Source organism: Pseudomonas muyukensis (genome assembly GCF_019139535.1).
Taxonomy (GTDB): domain Bacteria; phylum Pseudomonadota; class Gammaproteobacteria; order Pseudomonadales; family Pseudomonadaceae; genus Aquipseudomonas; species Aquipseudomonas muyukensis.
The window spans coordinates 2,034,575-2,051,870 of record NZ_CP077073.1; the positions used below are offsets into that span (position 1 = coordinate 2,034,575).

Here is a 17,296-nt window from a genome sequence, read left to right on the forward strand (position 1 = left end):
CTGGACGATCAATCCCAGCTCAGAGCACCACCAGTCTGGTACTCGATAACGCGAGTCTCAAAGAAGTTCTTCTCCTTCTTCAAGTCCATGATCTCGCTCATCCAAGGGAACGGGTTAGTAGTCCCCGGATACTCTTCCTTCAACCCAATCTGGGTAAGTCGACGGTTGGCAATGAACTTGAGGTAGTCCTCCATCATCGCCGCATTCATGCCTAGCACGCCGCGTGGCATGGTGTCACGGGCGTATTCGATCTCCAGCTGGGTACCCTGCAGGATCATCTGGGTAGCCTCTTCCTTCATCGCGGCATCCCACAGGTGCGGGTTCTCGATCTTGATCTGGTTGATCACGTCGATGCCGAAGTTCAGGTGCATGGACTCGTCACGCAGGATGTACTGGAACTGCTCGGCGACGCCGGTCATCTTGTTGCGGCGGCCCATGGACAGGATCTGGGTGAAGCCGCAGTAGAAGAAGATGCCTTCCAGTACGCAGTAGTAGGCGATCAGGTTGCGCAGCAGCTCTTTGTCGGTTTCGACGGTGCCGGTGTTGAACTCCGGGTCCGAGATGGCGCGGGTGTACTTCAGGCCCCAGGCGGCTTTTTTCGCGACCGACGGGATCTCGTGGTACATGTTGAAGATCTCGCCTTCATCCATGCCCAGCGACTCGATGCAGTACTGGTAGGCGTGGGTGTGGATCGCCTCTTCGAAGGCCTGGCGCAGGATGTACTGGCGGCACTCCGGGTTGGTGATCAGGCGGTACACGGCCAGGGCCAGGTTGTTGGCAACCAGCGAGTCGGCGGTGGAGAAGAAGCCGAGGTTGCGCATCACGATGCGGCGCTCGTCTTCGGTCAGGCCGTCCATGCTCTTCCACAGGGCGATGTCGGCGGTCATGTTGACCTCTTGCGGCATCCAGTGGTTGGCGCAGCCGTCGAGGTACTTCTGCCAGGCCCAGTCGTACTTGAACGGGACCAGCTGGTTGAGGTCGGCGCGGCAGTTGATCATGCGCTTTTCGTCAACGGCGACGCGGGCCGAGGAGCCTTCCAGCTCGGCCAGGCCTTCGGCGATGTCCAGGGCGTCCAGGGCAGCCTTGGCGCGCTTCACGGCGTCGGAGTCGGCGGCGGTGGCGGCGCGGGCTTCCAGGGCGGCGGCACCGCCGGCGCTGTCGAGCTTGTCCAGCGTGGTGGTGGCAGTGGCCTGTGCGGCGGTGTTGCCTTTGGCGGCGACTTCACCGTCTTCTTTGTCGAATTCGTCCCAGCTCAGCATGGTTTGGCTCCTGCTTGAGGGTCGCCCTGGGGCAACCGGTTGGATTTTAAGAATGTGATGCCTGACGCAAGGCCGTTACGGCGTATGGACAGCTCGAGAGGCTGACTCTCGTTACATCTGGACTCGTGCCTGGCCAGGCCTCGGGGAGGGGCCAGGGACATGAATGGGTGCCCTTTTCAGAGGGGGCGCAGTATACCGGAATTCGCTTTCGATCGGGGCGCGTGTCTGGCGGGCGAGGGTAAATTTTCGACCGGTTCTGTGCACGTCCGTTCAGGGAATCTCGTGTCGTACTTTACGGTGAGGGAGTTTAGCGGCAAATAGTGCGAAGCACTACATGTAGTGGATTTTTATTTTTTACAGCACAAGATGATGGGTTCGAAAAACCCTTGTAGAAGCGGCCTCGTGTCGCGAAAGGGCCGCAAAGCGGCCCCGGCAATCTCGCGGTGGGGTCGAGATCCTGGGGCTGCTGCGCAGCCCTTTCGCGACACAAGGCCGCTCCTACAAAGGCAGCGTTTCAGCGGGCCATTTGCGGATGCAAAAATGCCGCAAGGGGCACCCATTGGGCACCCCTTGCGGCATCAGGCCTTATTGGCAGGCTTCGCAATCCGGCTCGTCGATGGCGCAGGCCTTCGGTACCGGGGCAGGGCCCGCGGCCTGGACCGGGGCGCTGTCGCCGCCGCTCGACACGGCGTTGAGCTTGCCGGTGTTGATGGTCGACTTCTCGGTGCTGGTCGCGGCCAGGGCACGGAGGTAGTAGGTGGTCTTCAGACCACGGTACCAGGCCATGCGGTAGGTCACGTCGAGCTTCTTGCCCGAAGCGCCGGCGATGTACAGGTTCAGCGACTGGGCCTGGTCGATCCACTTCTGGCGACGCGAGGCGGCGTCGACGATCCACTTGGTCTCGACTTCGAACGCGGTGGCGTACAGGTCCTTGAGCTCTTGCGGGATACGCTCGATCTGCTGCACGGAACCGTCGTAGTACTTCAGGTCGTTGATCATCACCGAGTCCCACAGGCCGCGGGCCTTCAGGTCGCGGACCAGGTACGGGTTGATCACGGTGAACTCGCCCGACAGGTTCGATTTCACGTACAGGTTCTGGTAGGTCGGCTCGATCGACTGCGACACGCCGGTGATGTTGGCGATGGTCGCGGTTGGCGCGATGGCCATGATGTTCGAGTTACGAATACCTTTTTGTACACGCTCGCGCACCGGTGCCCAGTCCAGGCTCTCGGTCAGGTCGACGTCGATGTACTTCTGGCCACGGGCCTCGATCAGGATCTGCTGGCTGTCCAGCGGCAGGATGCCCTTGGACCACAGCGAACCCTGGAAGGTCTCGTAGGCGCCGCGCTCGTCGGCCAGGTCGCAGGAAGCCTGGATGGCGTAGTAGCTGACCGCTTCCATCGACTTGTCGGCGAACTCGACCGCAGCGTCGGAGCCGTACGGGATGTGCTGCAGGTACAGCGCGTCCTGGAAGCCCATGATCCCCAGGCCGACAGGGCGGTGCTTGAAGTTCGAGTTGCGCGCTTGCGGCACCGAGTAGTAGTTGATGTCGATCACGTTGTCGAGCATGCGCACGGCGGTGTTCACGGTGCGTTGCAGCTTGGCGGTGTCCAGCTTGCCATCGACGATGTGGTTCGGCAGGTTGATCGAGCCCAGGTTGCAGACCGCGATCTCGTCCTTGTTGGTGTTCAGGGTGATCTCGGTGCACAGGTTCGAGCTGTGGACCACGCCCACGTGCTGCTGCGGGCTGCGCAGGTTGCACGGGTCCTTGAAGGTCAGCCATGGGTGGCCGGTCTCGAACAGCATCGACAGCATCTTGCGCCACAGGTCTTTGGCCTGGATGGTCTTGAACACCTTGATCTTGTTGTACTCGGTCAGGGCTTCGTAGTACTCGTAGCGCTCTTCGAAGGCCTTGCCGGTCAGGTCGTGCAGATCAGGCACTTCGCTTGGGGAGAACAGGGTCCACTTGCCGTCATCGAAGACGCGCTTCATGAACAGGTCAGGGATCCAGTTGGCGGTGTTCATGTCGTGGGTACGACGGCGGTCATCACCGGTGTTCTTGCGCAGCTCGATGAATTCTTCGATGTCGAGGTGCCAGGTTTCCAGGTAGGCACACACCGCGCCCTTGCGCTTGCCACCCTGGTTCACGGCCACGGCGGTGTCGTTGACCACTTTCAGGAACGGCACGACGCCTTGCGACTTGCCGTTGGTGCCCTTGATGTACGAGCCCAGTGCACGCACCGGAGTCCAGTCGTTGCCCAGGCCACCGGCGAATTTCGACAGCATGGCGTTGTCGTGGATCGCGTGGTAGATGCCCGACAGGTCGTCCGGCACGGTGGTCAGGTAGCAGCTGGACAGCTGCGGACGCAGGGTACCGGCGTTGAACAGGGTCGGGGTCGAGGCCATGTAGTCGAACGACGACAACAGGTTGTAGAACTCGATCGCACGGGCTTCCTTGTCTTTCTCTTCCAGCGCCAGGCCCATGGCCACGCGCATGAAGAACACCTGCGGCAGCTCGAAGCGCACGCCATCCTTGTGGATGAAGTAGCGGTCGTACAGGGTCTGCAGGCCCAGGTAGGTGAACTGCTGGTCGCGCTCGTGGTTGATCGCCCTGCCCATGCGCTCCAGGTCGTAGCTTTTCAGGGCTGGGTCGAGCAGTTCGAACTCGACGCCTTTCTCGACGTAGGCCGGCAGGGCCTTGGCGTACAGCTCAGCCATCTCGTGGTGGGTGGCGCTGTCGGCGACGTTCAGGAAGCCCAGGCCTTCGGCGCGCAGGGTGTCCATCAGCAGGCGGGCGGTGACGAACGAGTAGTTCGGCTCACGCTCGACCAGGGTACGGGCGGTCATCACCAGGGCGGTGTTGACGTCCTTCAGGGCGACGCCGTCGTACAGGTTCTTCAGGGTTTCGCGCTGGATCAGCTCGCCATCGACTTCGGCCAGGCCTTCGCAGGCTTCGCTGATGATGGTGTTCAGGCGCGCCATGTCCAGCGGCGCCAGGCTGCCGTCGGCCAGGGTGATGCGGATACTTGGGTGCGGCTCGACCACGCTGTCGGCGTTGGAGCGGGTGGCACGCTCCTTGGCACGCTGGTCGCGGTAGATCACGTAGTCGCGGGCGACTTTCTGCTCGCCGGCGCGCATCAGGGCCAGTTCGACCTGGTCCTGGATTTCTTCGATGTGGATGGTGCCACCCGATGGCATGCGACGCTTGAACGTGGCGGTGACCTGCTCGGTCAGGCGCGCGACGGTGTCGTGGATGCGCGACGAGGCGGCGGCGGTGCCGCCTTCAACTGCGAGAAACGCCTTGGTGATGGCCACGGTGATCTTGTCGTCGGTGTAGGGGACGACAGTGCCGTTGCGCTTGATCACGCGCAGTTGGCCAGGCGCGGTGGCAGCCAGATCCTGGTTCGAATCGGCGGCCTGCGGCGCTTTGCCCTGCGGGTTCTCGCGAGTTGTGTCGGTTTGCATGGGTGGGTGTCTCCACAGTTTCTATAGTGTTCAGGCGCCTGTTGGGCGCCCACCGTTCCGTCCACTTGCTCGATGGCCGTCGCGGGGATGCGGCATGCGCACGCATCCGCCCGCTCGGGCTTACCGACTTCGGGACAGATCAGGAATAAGGGGCAATAACCTGCCGCTCCCTGGCCGAAGTCAAAGGTTCTGGGCGTACCCAAAATCTGTTGCTGATGAGTGCTGGGCCTTGCCTGCAACACTCATACCCGAACAAGGGCATCTAGGGCCTTGCCTCGGTCGCCGCCGCTGGAGCGGTTTGGCTGCTGAAATCACGTTAAGTTCAGCCAGAAAATTCGCTTGAATTTGCCTGTTGACTTGTGTTTGTGATTTTGCGCGAAACCCAATATCTAGTGGTTCGCTGCGATGGGGATACAAGATAATGCGGTCTTGGGGGCTTTGCAACTCGATCGCCTGTGGATAAGTTGTGTGTACTTTGTGGGTCATTCGTGGGTATCGGCTGTAGGCCTTGTCCCAAGTGGTTTGCACTATTTTTCCCGCTGCCGCGCCCCCGCGCAGATTTCTGCGGGCGCGCACCCTATCACAAAAAACGGTTCAGTCCAGCGCCATGCGATGTGGTTGGCAGGGGTGGGGGCGGGACGTAGTATCGGCAGGCGATGTTGCGCTTTGGTGAAGGTGGATTTTCGCTGGAATCAAAGGGTTGTATCGGCCTTGATACAGCCAACAGCAAGGCCCGACAAAAACCAGAAGAAGGGTAAGGCCATGGACCAGCCAATCAACCGCATCCTCATCGTCGAGGACGACCAGCGCCTCGCCGAGCTTACCGCCGAGTACCTCCAGGCCAATGGCTTCGAGGTGACGGTGGAGGGCGATGGCGGCCGCGCCGCGCGGCGCATCATCGACAGCCAACCGGACCTGGTGATCCTCGACCTGATGCTGCCCGGCGAAGATGGCCTGAGCATCTGCCGCCGGGTACGCGGCCAGTACCCCGGCCCCATCCTCATGCTCACCGCCCGCAGCGACGAGCTCGACCAGGTCCAGGGCCTGGACCTGGGCGCCGACGACTACGTGTGCAAGCCCGTGCGCCCGCGCCTGCTGCTGGCGCGCATCAATGCCCTGCTGCGTCGCAGCGAGGCCCCCGAGCGTCGCCCGGACCTGAGCTTCGGCCCGCTGCATATAGATAGCCGCCAGCGCGAGGCGCGTCTGCACGGCCAGTTGATCGAGCTGACCGGCGCCGAGTTCGACCTGCTCTGGCTGCTGGCCAGCAACGCCGGGCGGGTGCTGTCGCGCGAGGAGATCTTCACCTCGCTGCGCGGCGTCGGCTATGACGGCCAGGACCGCTCCATCGATGTGCGCATTTCCAAGATCCGCCCCAAGATCGGCGACGACCCGATCACCCCGCGGCTGATCAAGACCCTGCGCAGCAAGGGCTACCTGTTCGTCGGCGAGGCGCCATGAACTCGATCTTCCTGCGCATCTACGGCGGCATGCTCGCGGTGCTGGTGCTGGTGGCCGTGCTCGGCGTGCTCAGCCTGCACCTGCTCAACGAGATCCGCGCCGGCCAGCACCGCGAGCGCCTGGCCCAGGGCACCTTCAGCCTGATGGCCGACAACCTGGCACAGCAGAACGCGGTGGAGCGCACCCGTTCGCTGGTGATCTGGGAGCGCTTGCTCGGCGTGCCGCTGGGCCTGCAACCGCAGTCGGCGTTCACCCTCGATGGCAGCCAGCGAGCGCGCCTGTACCGCGACCTGGTGGTGGTGGAGAAAACCGGCCCCCATGCCGCTCGGGTGCTGCGCCGGGTCGGCCACGAAGACCTGCTGCTGGTGGCCGAGGTCAAGCAGATCAGCGAGCAACTGGCCCGCGCCACCCTGTACCTGCTGGCCGACGAGCTGGTGCGTTATCCGGTGACCGAGCAGCAGGCCCGCCTTGCGCAACTGCGCCGGGACAAGGGCTTCGGCTTCGACGTGGCCTTGCAGCGCATCGAGCGCGCCGCCCTGGACGACGACCAGCGGCGCCGGGTTGAGGAGGGCGACACGGTGATGGCGCTGGGCCGCGATGGCGACTCGATCCGCGTGTTCTCGGGGCTGTCCGGCTCACCCTGGGTGCTGGAGATCGGCCCGTTGTACCAGCTCAACCCTTATCCGCCGCAGTTGCTGATCCTGATTGCCTTGCTCGGCCTGTGCCTGATCGGCCTGGTGGTCTACCTGCTGGTGCGCCAGTTGGAGCGCCGGGTCTCGGGCCTGGAGGTGGCGGCCACGCGCATTGCCCAGGGCAGCCTGGACACCCGCGTGCCGGCCGGCGATGCCGACTCGGTGGGGCGCCTGGCCGAGGCCTTCAACGGCATGGCCGAGCACCTGCAGCGCTCGCTGACCATGCAGCGCGAGCTGGTGCGGGCGGTGTCCCATGAGCTGCGCACGCCGGTGGCGCGGCTGCGTTTCGGCCTGGAGATGATCGAGAGCGCCAGCACCGAGCAGGCCCGGGCCAAGCACCTGGCCGGCATGGACGGCGACATCCAGGACCTGGACAAGCTGGTCGACGAGATGCTGACCTACGCGCGCCTGGAGCAGGGCGCGCCGGCGCTGAGTTTCCAGGCGGTGGACCTGGACGCCTTGCTGGCGCGGGTGATCGACGAACTGGCGCCGCTGCGCGCCGAGGTGCGCGTGCTGCGTGGCCAATGCCACGGCCTGGACGGCGGCGGCGCCTGGGTCGAGGCCGAGCCGCGCTACCTGCACCGGGCCCTGCAGAACCTGGTGCGCAACGCCATGCGCCATGCCGAGGGCGAGGTGCGCCTGAGCTACCAGTTGGGGCAGGAGCGTTGCCGGATCGATGTCGAGGACGACGGCCCGGGTATTCCAGAAGGGGTGTGGGACCGCATCTTCACCCCCTTCACCCGCCTGGACGACAGCCGCACCCGCGCCTCGGGCGGGCACGGGCTGGGCCTGTCGATCGTGCGGCGGATCATCTACTGGCACGGTGGCCGGGCGCTGGTCGGGCGCAGCGAGCAGTTGGGCGGGGCGTGCTTCAGCCTGAGCTGGCCGCGGGAGCAGCCACGCGATTAAACGCTGACCAGGCTGAGCAGGTGGCCGTCCTGCAGGCCGAACTGGCCGTCCAGCTCGACGCCGTGGTGCCACTCGGCCGACAGGTCGGTGAGCAGGCGCAGGCGGGCGTGGCCGTCGGCGGACCATTCCAGCAGTTCGGCATGCTCGAAATAGAAGCGCTTTTTGGTCAGCGGGTACAGCGCCTTGAACAGGCTTTCCTTGAGCGAGAAGGTCAGGGTCACGGTCAGCGCCTGTTGGCTGCGGTCCAGGCGTTCGAGTTCGGCGGGGGTGAGGATTTCCCCGGCCAGGCGTGCGGCGCGCTCTTCGCTGAGCAGGGTTTCCTGGTCCAGCCCAAGCCCTGTGCCTTGGGCCGTCACAACGGCTGCCGCCCAGCCCTGGCCATGGGTGATCGACCCATGGATGCCCGTCGGCCAGATGGGCGAGCGGTCCTCGTGGGTGGCTGGCACATAGTCACGGCCATCCAGCCGCAGCAGGGCTTCGCGGGCGCATACCCGGCCGGCCAGGTATTCGGCCTGGCGCTTGGCCACCGAGCGTTGCAGATTGGCGGTTTGTACGATGCCGGCGCGCTGGAAATCGTCGGCTGCCAGCTGGGCCGGGTCGAAGGCGCAACTGACCAGCACCGCGCCGGGGACCGGGTGGGGCAGGGGCCAGTGATGCTGGAGCGGGGCGCAGCAGGTGGGGAGTCTGTTCATGGCGGGTATTGTGCCAGCCTGTTGGCGGGTGGTGGAGTACAGATTTTGGGGCCGCTTTGCGGCCCTTTCGCGACACAAGGCCGCTCCTACAGGAGAGCGCATATCCCTGTAGGAGCGGCCTTGTGTCGCGAAAGGGCTGCGCAGCAGCCGCAAAATCTTCAGTCAAACGCGGTCTTCAAGAACGCCTGCATATCCTTCCACGAACGCTCATCAGCCGCCTTGTCATAGCCGATATCCGGCCCGCCATGCCCACCATGGCTCAACCGATCGGCATCCGGGTTGGTGAACCCATGCTTGGCCCCAGGTATGCCGACGAACTTCATGTCGGCCCCGGCATCGTGCATTTCCTTCTTGAACGCCGCCACCTGCTCCGGGGTGACCATGCTGTCGGCCTCGCCATGTTCCACCAGGATCTTGGCGCGAATCACCCCAGGCTTGGCTGGGGTCTGGGTTACCAGCGCGCCATGGAAACTCACCACGGCATCGAGCTTTTCACCCCGGCGCGCGGCATCGAGCACCACCTTGCCGCCGAAGCAGTAGCCGATGGCCGCCAGCTGGTGCTTGTTGGTGTTGGGCTGGATCTTCAGCAGCTCCAGCCCGGCATCGAAGCGCCGCGCCGCCGCTTTCGGGTCCTTCATCGCCGCCGCCATGAACGCCTGGGCGTCGGCGGGGTGCTCGGTGTGCTTGCCATCGCCGTACATGTCGATGGCCAGGGCGTTGTAGCCCAGCGCCGCGAAGTCGCGGGCGCGGCGCTTGGCGTAGTCGTTCAGGCCCCACCACTCATGCACCACCACCACCCCCGGGCGTTTGCCCTCGAGGGCGTCGTCGTAGGCGTAGTAGCCGACCAGGCGATTGCCGTCGGCGTCCTGGTAGGGGATCTCGCGGGTCTGCACCGCCGCCTGGGCGAGGGAGGCGCTGCACAGCAGCGCCAGGGCAAGCAGGGTACGCATGGTCAGGCTCCTTGTTCGGTTCGTTCAGCCAGGGTTCAGGCCGGGTTCAGCCAGGGTTCAGGGCGCCCTCCCTACTCTAGCCCCCAGACAGAAACAACGCATCCAACCGGAGTACCCAACCATGAAAACGCTCAACACCCTGATCGCCGCCCTGGCGGTTTGCGCCGCCGGCCTCACTACCGCCGCCCAGGCCGACGACAACTTCGCCAGCCTGACCTACGGCCAGACCAGCGACAAAGTGCGCAAGTCCGGCTTGCTGCAACGCAATACCGACGGCCTGAACGCCGACGGCATCATCGGCAAGGACAGCACCTGGGGCGCGCGCCTGGGCAAGATCAACGACCAGGGCCGCTACTACCTGACCTACGACAACGTCTCGGGTGACCACGGCGGCGTCAAGCTGCGCCAGGAAAACCTGCTCGGCAGCTACGACCTGTTCCTGCCGGTGGGCGATACCACCAAGCTGTTCGGTGGCGGCAGCCTGGGCATGACCAAGCTGACCCAGGACTCGCCAGGCGCTCGTCGCGACACCGACTACGGCTACGCCGTGGGCCTGCAGGCCGGGGTGATCCAGGAAGTCACCGACAATACCTCGGTGGAGCTGGGCTACCGTTACCTGCGCAGCAACGCCGCCACCGAGATCGGGACCCGTGGCGGGCCGAAGGAAGGCACCCTGCGCCTTAATAGCAGCGCACAGACCTACCTGGCGGCTACCTACAAGTTCTGAGGCCGCTGTTATCCTGTACCGGCCTCATCGCGGGGCAAGCCCGCTCCCACGTATCTGCGTGGGAGCGGGCTTGCCCCGCGATGACAATCGAACAGGCGTATCCACGTTAAGGAGATCTGCATGAAATTGCTGGTGGTCGAGGATGAGGCGCTGCTGCGGCATCACCTGTTCACCCGCCTCGGCGAAGGCGGCCATGTGGTGCAGGCGGTGGCCAATGCCGAAGAAGCCTTGTACCAGGCCGAACAGTACAACCACGACCTGGCGGTGATCGACCTGGGCTTGCCCGGCATGAGCGGCCTGGACCTGATTCGCCAGTTGCGCACCCTCGGCCAGACCTTCCCCATCCTGATTCTCACCGCCCGCGGCAACTGGCAGGACAAGGTCGAAGGCCTGGCCGCCGGCGCCGACGACTACGTGGTCAAGCCGTTTCAGTTCGAAGAGCTGGAGGCGCGCCTGAACGCCTTGCTGCGCCGTTCCAGCGGTTTCACCCAGTCGACCATCGCCGCCGGCCCGCTGGTGCTCGACCTCAACCGCAAGCAGGCGACGCTCGACGAGCAGCCACTGGCGCTGACCGCCTATGAATACCGCATCCTCGAATACCTCATGCGGCATCACCAGCAAGTGGTGGCCAAGGACCGCCTGATGGAGCAACTGTACCCGGACGACGAGGAGCGCGACCCCAACGTCATCGAGGTGCTGGTCGGCCGCCTGCGGCGCAAGCTCGAGGGCGCCAACGGCTTCAAGCCGATCGACACCGTGCGTGGCCTGGGCTACCTGTTCACCGAGCGCTGCCGATGATCCGCTCGCTGCGGGTGCGCCTGATGCTGGCGGCGGCGCTGTTGGCGCTGTTGTTCATGCTGGCGCTGCTGCCGGCGTTGCAGAAGGCCTTCAGCCTGGCGTTGCAGGAGTCGATCGAGCAGCGCCTGGCCTCGGACGTGACCACCTTGATCTCGGCCGCGCGCATCGAGCATGGCCAGTTGCAGATGCCGGCGCTGCTGCCGGACGAGCGCTACAACCTGCCCTACACCGGCCTGCTCGGCTACATCTTCGACCGCCAGGGCACCTTGGTGTGGCAGTCGCGGGCCACGCGCAACCGCAACATCAACTACCACCCGCGCTACGACGGGCGCGGCAACGAGTTCGCGCGCATCCACCAGGACGATGGCGAGGAGTTCTTCGTCTATGACGTCGAGGTCAAGCTGTTGGGCGGCAAGAGCGCGGCGTTCAGCATCGTTGCCCTGCAGCCGCTGCGCGAGTACCAGGACACCCTCAATGGCCTGCGCGAAAAGCTCTACTTCGGCTTTGGCGCGGCGTTGCTGGCGCTGATGGTGCTGCTGTGGGCCGGCCTGACCTGGGGCTTGCGCTCGCTGCGCCGGCTCAGTTCCGAGCTGGACGAGGTGGAAAGCGGCGCCCGCGACGGCCTGAGCCGCGAACACCCGCGTGAGCTGCTGCGCCTGACCGGCTCGCTCAACCGCCTGCTGCACAGCGAGCGCGAGCAGCGCCAGCGTTACCGCGATTCGCTCGACGACCTGGCCCACAGCCTGAAGACTCCGTTGGCCGTGTTGCAGGGGGTGGGCGAGAGCCTGGAGCACGGTGACCGCGAGCAGGCGCGGGTGTTGCAGAGCCAGATCGAGCGCATGAGCCAGCAGATCGACTACCAGTTGCAGCGCGCCAGCCTGCGCAAGAGCGGCCTGGTGCGCCACCAGGTCGAGCTCAAGCCACTGCTCGACAGCCTGTGCAGCACCTTGGCCAAGGTGTACCGCGACAAGCAGGTGCTGGTCAGCCTCGAGGTCGCGGATCAGGCACGGGTGCCGATGGAGCAGGGCGCCTTGCTCGAGTTGCTCGGCAACGTGCTGGAGAACGCCTACCGGCTGTGCCTGGGGCAGGTGCGGGTGCGCCTGCTTGAGGCGCCGGGGCAACTGGCGCTGTGGATCGAGGACGATGGCCCGGGCGTGCCGCCCGACCAGCGCGAGCGCATTCTCGAACGCGGCGAGCGGCTGGACCGCCAGCACCCGGGGCAGGGGATCGGCCTGGCGGTGGTCAAGGACATCATCGACAGCTACGACGCTGAGTTGAGCCTGGGCGATTCCGAGCTGGGCGGGGCTGCGTTTCGTATCCTGTTCCGCCTGGATTGACACCTTGTAGGCGCCAGCTTGCGGCGAACCGGGCTGACGCTGTTCGCCAGCAAGCAGGCGCCTACAGCGCCTGTTCGGGCGGAAATCCGCCAATGCCCCCTGTACGATTTCCGCCATCAGGCGGGAATCCGCCATTTCTGGCGTAGGCATCCGCTCCGTCCCGGGGCATTCACACCCTGTAATCATTGGCTATGCACCGCGAACGGGCACTTTGGCATCGCCCTTGCTATTCACCTGGCAGACGCCTGCCCAGGCGCTCAAACACAACGACAAATCCCTCCGGGTGCAGGAGGGTTCGCGATTCAGGTGCCCCGACATCCTGGGAAGGATGCGCCGGCCCACTTGAGGAAAATCTAGCCATGACGACTCGTCAGCCGCTGTACAAATCGCTGTATGTCCAGGTGATCGTCGCCATCACCATCGGTATCCTGCTCGGCCACTACTACCCGGAAACCGGGGTTGCCCTCAAACCGTTGGGTGACGGCTTCGTCAAACTGATCAAGATGGTCATTGCCCCGATCATCTTCTGCACCGTGGTCAGCGGCATCGCTGGCATGCAGAGCATGAAGTCGGTCGGCAAGACCGGCGGTTACGCGCTGCTGTACTTCGAAATCGTCTCCACCATCGCCCTGATCATTGGCCTGGTCGTGGTCAACGTGGTCCAGCCTGGCGCCGGCATGCACGTCGATGTCAGCACCCTGAACGCCAGCAGCGTGGCTGCCTACGCCGCCGCCGGCGCGCAGCAGACCACCGTCGGCTTCCTGCTCAACATCATCCCCAACACCGTGGTCGGCGCCTTCGCCAACGGCGACATCCTGCAAGTGCTGATGTTCTCGGTGCTGTTCGGCTTCGCCTTGCACCGCCTGGGCAGTTACGGCAAGCCGGTGCTGGACATGATCGACCGCTTCGCCCATGTCATGTTCAACATCATCAACATGATCATGAAGCTGGCCCCGGTCGGCGCCTTCGGTGCCATGGCCTTCACCATCGGCCAGTACGGCGTGGGCTCGCTGGTGCAGCTGGGCTACCTGATGGCCTGCTTCTACATCACCTGCCTGCTGTTCATCCTGGTGGTGCTGGGCGGTATCTGCCGCGCCCATGGCTTCAGCGTGCTCAAGCTGATCCGCTACATCCGTGAAGAACTGCTGATCGTGCTGGGCACCTCGTCCTCGGAGTCGGCCCTGCCACGCATGCTGGCCAAGATGGAGCGCCTGGGCGCGAAGAAATCCGTGGTCGGCCTGGTGATCCCTACCGGTTACTCGTTCAACCTCGACGGTACCTCGATCTACCTGACCATGGCCGCGGTGTTCATCGCCCAGGCCACCGACACCACCATGGACATCACCCACCAGATCACCCTGCTGCTGGTGCTGCTGGTCGCGTCCAAGGGTGCCGCGGGCGTCACCGGCTCGGGCTTCATCGTCCTCGCCGCGACCCTGTCGGCGGTTGGCCACCTGCCGGTTGCCGGCCTGGCGCTGATCCTGGGTATCGATCGCTTCATGTCCGAAGCCCGCGCCCTGACCAACCTGATCGGCAACGCCGTGGCCACCGTGGTCGTGGCCAAGTGGGTCAAGGAACTGGACACCGACACCCTGCAGGCCGAGCTGGCCTCCGGTGGCGCGCCGTTGATCGACACCCGTCCGACCGACGACCTGGGCGTCGCGGAAGGCCCGGCGCGTTGAGCGACGTGTGAAAGGCCAAAAGGCGACCTTCGGGTCGCCTTTTTGTGTCTAGGGGATACGCCTACCCCCTGTAGGAGCGGCCTTGTGTCGCGAAAGGGCCGCAACGCGGCCCCAGGATCTCGGCGTTGATGCAAGGAGCGCCGGGGCCGCTGCGCGGCTCTTTCGCGACACAAGGCCGCTCCTACAGGGGGGGCGCAACCGGCCTCTACTGCGAAAGGGCCGCAACGCGGCCCCAGGATCTCAGCGTTGATGCAAGGAGCGCCGGGGCCGCTGCGCGGCCCTTTCGCGACACAAGGCCGCTCCTACACAGGGGGGCAACCGGCCTCTACTCGACCCGGGTCTCGCCGCTGTACACCAGAATCTCCCGACACCGCCGGCACAGATACCGCCGCCCCTGGCGCACCAGCTTGTGCCGCTGGGCGGTGAACGGAAAATCGCTTTGCGGGCACGGGCACCGGTAGATGTAGCGCGTGGCCACGCGCCGCTGCACTTCGTAGTTGTGGCAACGGTTCGGCGGCAGTTCATACACCCCGCGCATGATCAATTGCCATTCCTCGCCATGGGCCTGGATACGCTCGCCAAACAGCTGGTGGGCAACCAGGTGGGCCACTTCGTGGGCCACGGTCTGACGCAGGAAGTCGTCCTGGTTCTCGCGGTACAGCTGCAGGTTGAAGCGCAGCAGGTTCTCGTGCAGGTGGGCGACGCCGGCTTTCTGCCCGCGCAGCTTGAAGCTCACCTGCGGGCGGGGGAAGGGGCGTTTGAAGAAGGCTTCGGCTTGCTGGTAACAGGTTTCGACGCGTTGTTTGAGCAGCTCGGGCATGGCGGGGCAATTCTCCTGACCGGGCATTATGCCGCAAGCGCGGCCCAGGCGCCGAACCGCTGGTCAACACGAAACGAGGCCGCCTTGCGGCGGCCTCGGCTGATGCCCCAGTGTTGGTTCGATCTAGTTGGTGTACACGGGCCCCACGCCCAGGCCCCAGATGATCACGGTGGCGGCCATGATCGCCACCAGTACCACCAGGCCTACCGCCAGCACGGAGCTGGAGAACAGGAAGCCTTCGTCGGACGGAATGTTCATGAAGGTCGGCAAGCCGACATACAGCAGGTACACGGTGTAGCAGATCGCCGCGGTGCCGATCAGCATGCCCAGCCACAGGTGCGGGTACAGCGCCGCGAGGCCGCCGATGAACAGCGGGGTGGCGGTGTAGGTGGCGAAGGCGATGCATTGCGCCATGCTCGGGTTGGCGTCGTAGGTGCGTGCCATCCAGTGGATGAAGGCGCCCATCACCGCCACCCCGGCGAGCATCGCCAGGTACGACATGATGCTCATCCACAGCGCGCTTTCCATGGTCAGCATCACCGCCGGCCGGTCACCGATCACCCAGCCGACCTGGGTGGTGCCGATGAATGCCGAGACGGCGGGAATCGCCGCGAGGATCAGGGTGTGCGTCAAGTACATGTGGCTGATGCTTTCTTCTTCGCCACGGATTTCCCGCCACTCCTGGTCGGGATGGGTAAACAGCCCCACAACGTGATGAATCATGCCGGTCACTCCTATTGGTTGCCAAACGCCCCCCAGATGGAGCGCCTGCGGCCCGAGGCCGAACACCGATGCAAGCGGTAATGTGGCCTTATGTCGCAGTATAGGAAGCCGTTCCCCGCATAAAACCGGCTTTTTAGAGCAAATTGCGCTGTCAGGCCCGGTGCTGATTCCCTTGAAGTCTTTATCGGATTGGCCTACTGCCCCGCCCGGTTTGTGCGTAAAATAGCCGCCTTTTGTCACACCTCGCGGATTCAAGCGCTATGGGCACCCTCTCGGTCAACCAGAACAAACTGCAAAAACGCCTGCGTCGTCTCGCTGGCGAAGCCATCACCGACTACAACATGATCGAGGATGGCGACAAGGTCATGGTCTGCCTGTCCGGCGGCAAGGACAGCTACACCATGCTCGACGTTCTGTTGCACCTGCAGAAGGTGGCGCCGATCAAGTTCGACATCGTCGCGGTGAACATGGACCAGAAGCAGCCGGGCTTCCCCGAGCACGTGCTGCCGGCCTACCTGAAGGCACTGGGCGTCGAGTACCACATCGTCGAGAAGGACACCTACTCGGTGGTCAAGGAGCTGGTCCCGGAAGGCAAGACCACCTGCTCGCTGTGCTCGCGCCTGCGCCGCGGCACCCTGTACACCTTCGCCGACGAGATCGGCGCGACCAAGATGGCCCTGGGGCACCACCGCGACGACATCGTCGAGACCTTCTTCCTCAACATGTTCTTCAACGGCGCGCTCAAGGGCATGCCGCCGAAGCTGCGCGCCGACGATGGCCGCAACGTGGTGATCCGCCCGCTGGCCTACTGCAGCGAGAAGGACATCCAGGCCTATTCGGACATGAAGGAGTTCCCGATCATCCCGTGCAACCTGTGCGGTTCGCAGGAAAACCTGCAGCGCCAGGTGGTCAAGGACATGCTGGTGGAGTGGGAGCGCAAGCACCCGGGCCGTACCGAGAGCATCTTCCGCGCGATGCAGAACGTGGCGCCGTCGCAGTTGGCCGACCGCAACCTGTTCGACTTCACCAGCCTGAAGATCGACGAGAGCGCCACCCCGCGCTTCCTTGACGTGGTGAACCTCTGAGCCCATGCGCGACTACCAGTGGCTGCATGCGTACTGCCTGAACCGCTTCGGCTCGGCCCAGGCACTGGAGGCCTTCCTGCCGCAGCCGCGCACCCCGGCGCAGTTGCGCGGCATCGCCGATGACCGCTACCTGTCGACCCTGGCCCTGCGCGTGTTCCGCGCCGGGCTCAAGCACAGCCTGGTGGATGCCAAGTGGCCGGCGTTCGAGCAGGTGTTCTTTGGCTTCGACCCGCAGAAGGTGGTGCTGATGGGCGCCGAGCACCTGGAGCGGTTGATGCAGGACGAGCGCATCATTCGCCATCTGGGCAAGCTCAAGAGTGTGCCGCGCAATGCGCAGATGATCCTCGACGTGGCCAAGGAGAGTGGCAGCTTCGGCGCGTTCATCGCCGACTGGCCCGAGACCGACATCGTCGGGCTGTGGAAGTACCTGGCCAAGCACGGCAACCAGCTCGGCGGGCTGTCGGCGCCGCGCTTCCTGCGCATGGTCGGCAAGGATACCTTCATCCCCACCGACGACATGGCAGCGGCGTTGATCGCGCAGAAGGTGATCGACAAGGCGCCGACCAGCCAGCGCGACCTGGCGCTGGTGCAGCAGGCGTTCAATCAGTGGCAAGCAGAGAGTGGGCGGCCGCTGTGCCAGTTGTCGGTGATGCTGGCGCATACCGTCAACCATTGAGATTGCCGGGGCCGCTCTGCGGC

At 64.6% G+C, this 17,296-nt stretch carries 14 protein-coding genes; 8 read left to right on the top strand and 6 right to left on the bottom strand.

Features of this window, described 5'->3' with window-relative positions; translation table 11 throughout:
* Positions 1 to 8 precede the first annotated feature (8 nt).
* On the bottom strand, positions 9 to 1,259 hold the full coding sequence (locus KSS95_RS09140; protein WP_217853374.1) for a ribonucleotide-diphosphate reductase subunit beta: 1,251 nt from the start codon (positions 1,257 to 1,259) through the stop codon (positions 9 to 11).
* A 585-nt stretch (positions 1,260 to 1,844) separates the two neighbouring features.
* On the bottom strand, positions 1,845 to 4,724 hold the full coding sequence (locus KSS95_RS09145) for a ribonucleoside-diphosphate reductase subunit alpha (protein WP_217853375.1): 2,880 nt from the start codon (positions 4,722 to 4,724) through the stop codon (positions 1,845 to 1,847).
* 762 nt (positions 4,725 to 5,486) lie between these two features.
* Here KSS95_RS09145 and KSS95_RS09150 point away from each other — a divergent pair.
* Positions 5,487 to 6,182 carry a response regulator gene (locus KSS95_RS09150; RefSeq protein ID WP_217853376.1) on the top strand — a complete coding sequence of 232 codons (696 nt, stop codon included), beginning with the start codon at positions 5,487 to 5,489 and terminating at the stop codon, positions 6,180 to 6,182.
* Complete coding sequence (locus tag KSS95_RS09155; RefSeq protein WP_217853377.1) at positions 6,179 to 7,783, top strand: ATP-binding protein; 1,605 nt, start codon at positions 6,179 to 6,181, stop codon at positions 7,781 to 7,783. Before KSS95_RS09150 ends, KSS95_RS09155 begins: the two co-directional genes overlap by 4 nt.
* On the opposite strand, the gene KSS95_RS09160 is transcribed toward KSS95_RS09155, so the two are convergent.
* Positions 7,780 to 8,475, bottom strand: coding sequence for a 4'-phosphopantetheinyl transferase family protein (locus tag KSS95_RS09160; RefSeq protein WP_217853378.1), 696 nt, complete (start codon positions 8,473 to 8,475; stop codon positions 7,780 to 7,782). The genes KSS95_RS09155 and KSS95_RS09160 overlap by 4 nt on opposite strands.
* Positions 8,476 to 8,633: 158 nt before the next feature.
* Complete coding sequence (locus KSS95_RS09165) at positions 8,634 to 9,425, bottom strand: dienelactone hydrolase family protein (protein ID WP_217853379.1); 792 nt, start codon at positions 9,423 to 9,425, stop codon at positions 8,634 to 8,636.
* A 121-nt stretch (positions 9,426 to 9,546) separates the two neighbouring features.
* Between KSS95_RS09165 and KSS95_RS09170 the strand changes: the two genes are divergently transcribed.
* The 4 genes from KSS95_RS09170 to KSS95_RS09185 all read left to right on the top strand — a co-directional run bounded on the left by KSS95_RS09170 (position 9,547) and on the right by KSS95_RS09185 (position 13,969).
* Positions 9,547 to 10,152 (top strand): outer membrane beta-barrel protein, encoded by a 606-nt coding sequence (locus tag KSS95_RS09170; protein WP_217853380.1) that lies wholly within the window; start codon positions 9,547 to 9,549, stop codon positions 10,150 to 10,152.
* Between the two features lie 120 nt (positions 10,153 to 10,272).
* Positions 10,273 to 10,950 carry a response regulator gene (locus tag KSS95_RS09175; protein ID WP_217853381.1) on the top strand — a complete coding sequence of 226 codons (678 nt, stop codon included), beginning with the start codon at positions 10,273 to 10,275 and terminating at the stop codon, positions 10,948 to 10,950.
* Positions 10,947 to 12,287 carry an ATP-binding protein gene (locus KSS95_RS09180; RefSeq protein ID WP_217853382.1) on the top strand — a complete coding sequence of 447 codons (1,341 nt, stop codon included), beginning with the start codon at positions 10,947 to 10,949 and terminating at the stop codon, positions 12,285 to 12,287. The genes KSS95_RS09175 and KSS95_RS09180 overlap by 4 nt, the downstream gene beginning before the upstream one ends.
* 359 nt (positions 12,288 to 12,646) lie before the next feature.
* Complete coding sequence (locus KSS95_RS09185) at positions 12,647 to 13,969, top strand: dicarboxylate/amino acid:cation symporter (protein ID WP_217853383.1); 1,323 nt, start codon at positions 12,647 to 12,649, stop codon at positions 13,967 to 13,969.
* Positions 13,970 to 14,294: 325 nt separating this feature from the next.
* On the opposite strand, the gene KSS95_RS09190 is transcribed toward KSS95_RS09185, so the two are convergent.
* Positions 14,295 to 14,789, bottom strand: a complete 495-nt coding sequence (locus KSS95_RS09190) for a SprT family zinc-dependent metalloprotease (RefSeq protein WP_217853384.1) — start codon at positions 14,787 to 14,789, stop codon at positions 14,295 to 14,297.
* A 123-nt stretch (positions 14,790 to 14,912) separates the two neighbouring features.
* Positions 14,913 to 15,512, bottom strand: a complete 600-nt coding sequence (locus KSS95_RS09195) for a Yip1 family protein (RefSeq protein ID WP_011532642.1) — start codon at positions 15,510 to 15,512, stop codon at positions 14,913 to 14,915.
* Between the two features lie 260 nt (positions 15,513 to 15,772).
* Here KSS95_RS09195 and ttcA point away from each other — a divergent pair, with 260 nt between their 5' ends.
* A complete protein-coding gene (ttcA, locus tag KSS95_RS09200) occupies positions 15,773 to 16,597 on the top strand; it encodes a tRNA 2-thiocytidine(32) synthetase TtcA (RefSeq protein WP_217853385.1) in 825 nt (274 codons plus the stop codon).
* A gap of 4 nt (positions 16,598 to 16,601) precedes the next feature.
* A complete protein-coding gene (locus tag KSS95_RS09205) occupies positions 16,602 to 17,273 on the top strand; it encodes a DNA-3-methyladenine glycosylase I (protein WP_217853386.1) in 672 nt (223 codons plus the stop codon).
* Positions 17,274 to 17,296 lie beyond the last annotated feature (23 nt).

Coding starts and splice junctions, on each gene's coding strand:
- KSS95_RS09140 (WP_217853374.1), bottom strand. CDS start 1,259: ATGCTGAGCTGGGACGAATTCGACAAAGAAGACGGTGAAGTCGCCGCC.
- KSS95_RS09145 (WP_217853375.1), bottom strand. CDS start 4,724: ATGCAAACCGACACAACTCGCGAGAACCCGCAGGGCAAAGCGCCGCAG.
- KSS95_RS09150 (WP_217853376.1), top strand. CDS start 5,487: ATGGACCAGCCAATCAACCGCATCCTCATCGTCGAGGACGACCAGCGC.
- KSS95_RS09155 (WP_217853377.1), top strand. CDS start 6,179: ATGAACTCGATCTTCCTGCGCATCTACGGCGGCATGCTCGCGGTGCTG.
- KSS95_RS09160 (WP_217853378.1), bottom strand. CDS start 8,475: ATGAACAGACTCCCCACCTGCTGCGCCCCGCTCCAGCATCACTGGCCC.
- KSS95_RS09165 (WP_217853379.1), bottom strand. CDS start 9,425: ATGCGTACCCTGCTTGCCCTGGCGCTGCTGTGCAGCGCCTCCCTCGCC.
- KSS95_RS09170 (WP_217853380.1), top strand. CDS start 9,547: ATGAAAACGCTCAACACCCTGATCGCCGCCCTGGCGGTTTGCGCCGCC.
- KSS95_RS09175 (WP_217853381.1), top strand. CDS start 10,273: ATGAAATTGCTGGTGGTCGAGGATGAGGCGCTGCTGCGGCATCACCTG.
- KSS95_RS09180 (WP_217853382.1), top strand. CDS start 10,947: ATGATCCGCTCGCTGCGGGTGCGCCTGATGCTGGCGGCGGCGCTGTTG.
- KSS95_RS09185 (WP_217853383.1), top strand. CDS start 12,647: ATGACGACTCGTCAGCCGCTGTACAAATCGCTGTATGTCCAGGTGATC.
- KSS95_RS09190 (WP_217853384.1), bottom strand. CDS start 14,789: ATGCCCGAGCTGCTCAAACAACGCGTCGAAACCTGTTACCAGCAAGCC.
- KSS95_RS09195 (WP_011532642.1), bottom strand. CDS start 15,512: ATGATTCATCACGTTGTGGGGCTGTTTACCCATCCCGACCAGGAGTGG.
- ttcA (WP_217853385.1), top strand. CDS start 15,773: ATGGGCACCCTCTCGGTCAACCAGAACAAACTGCAAAAACGCCTGCGT.
- KSS95_RS09205 (WP_217853386.1), top strand. CDS start 16,602: ATGCGCGACTACCAGTGGCTGCATGCGTACTGCCTGAACCGCTTCGGC.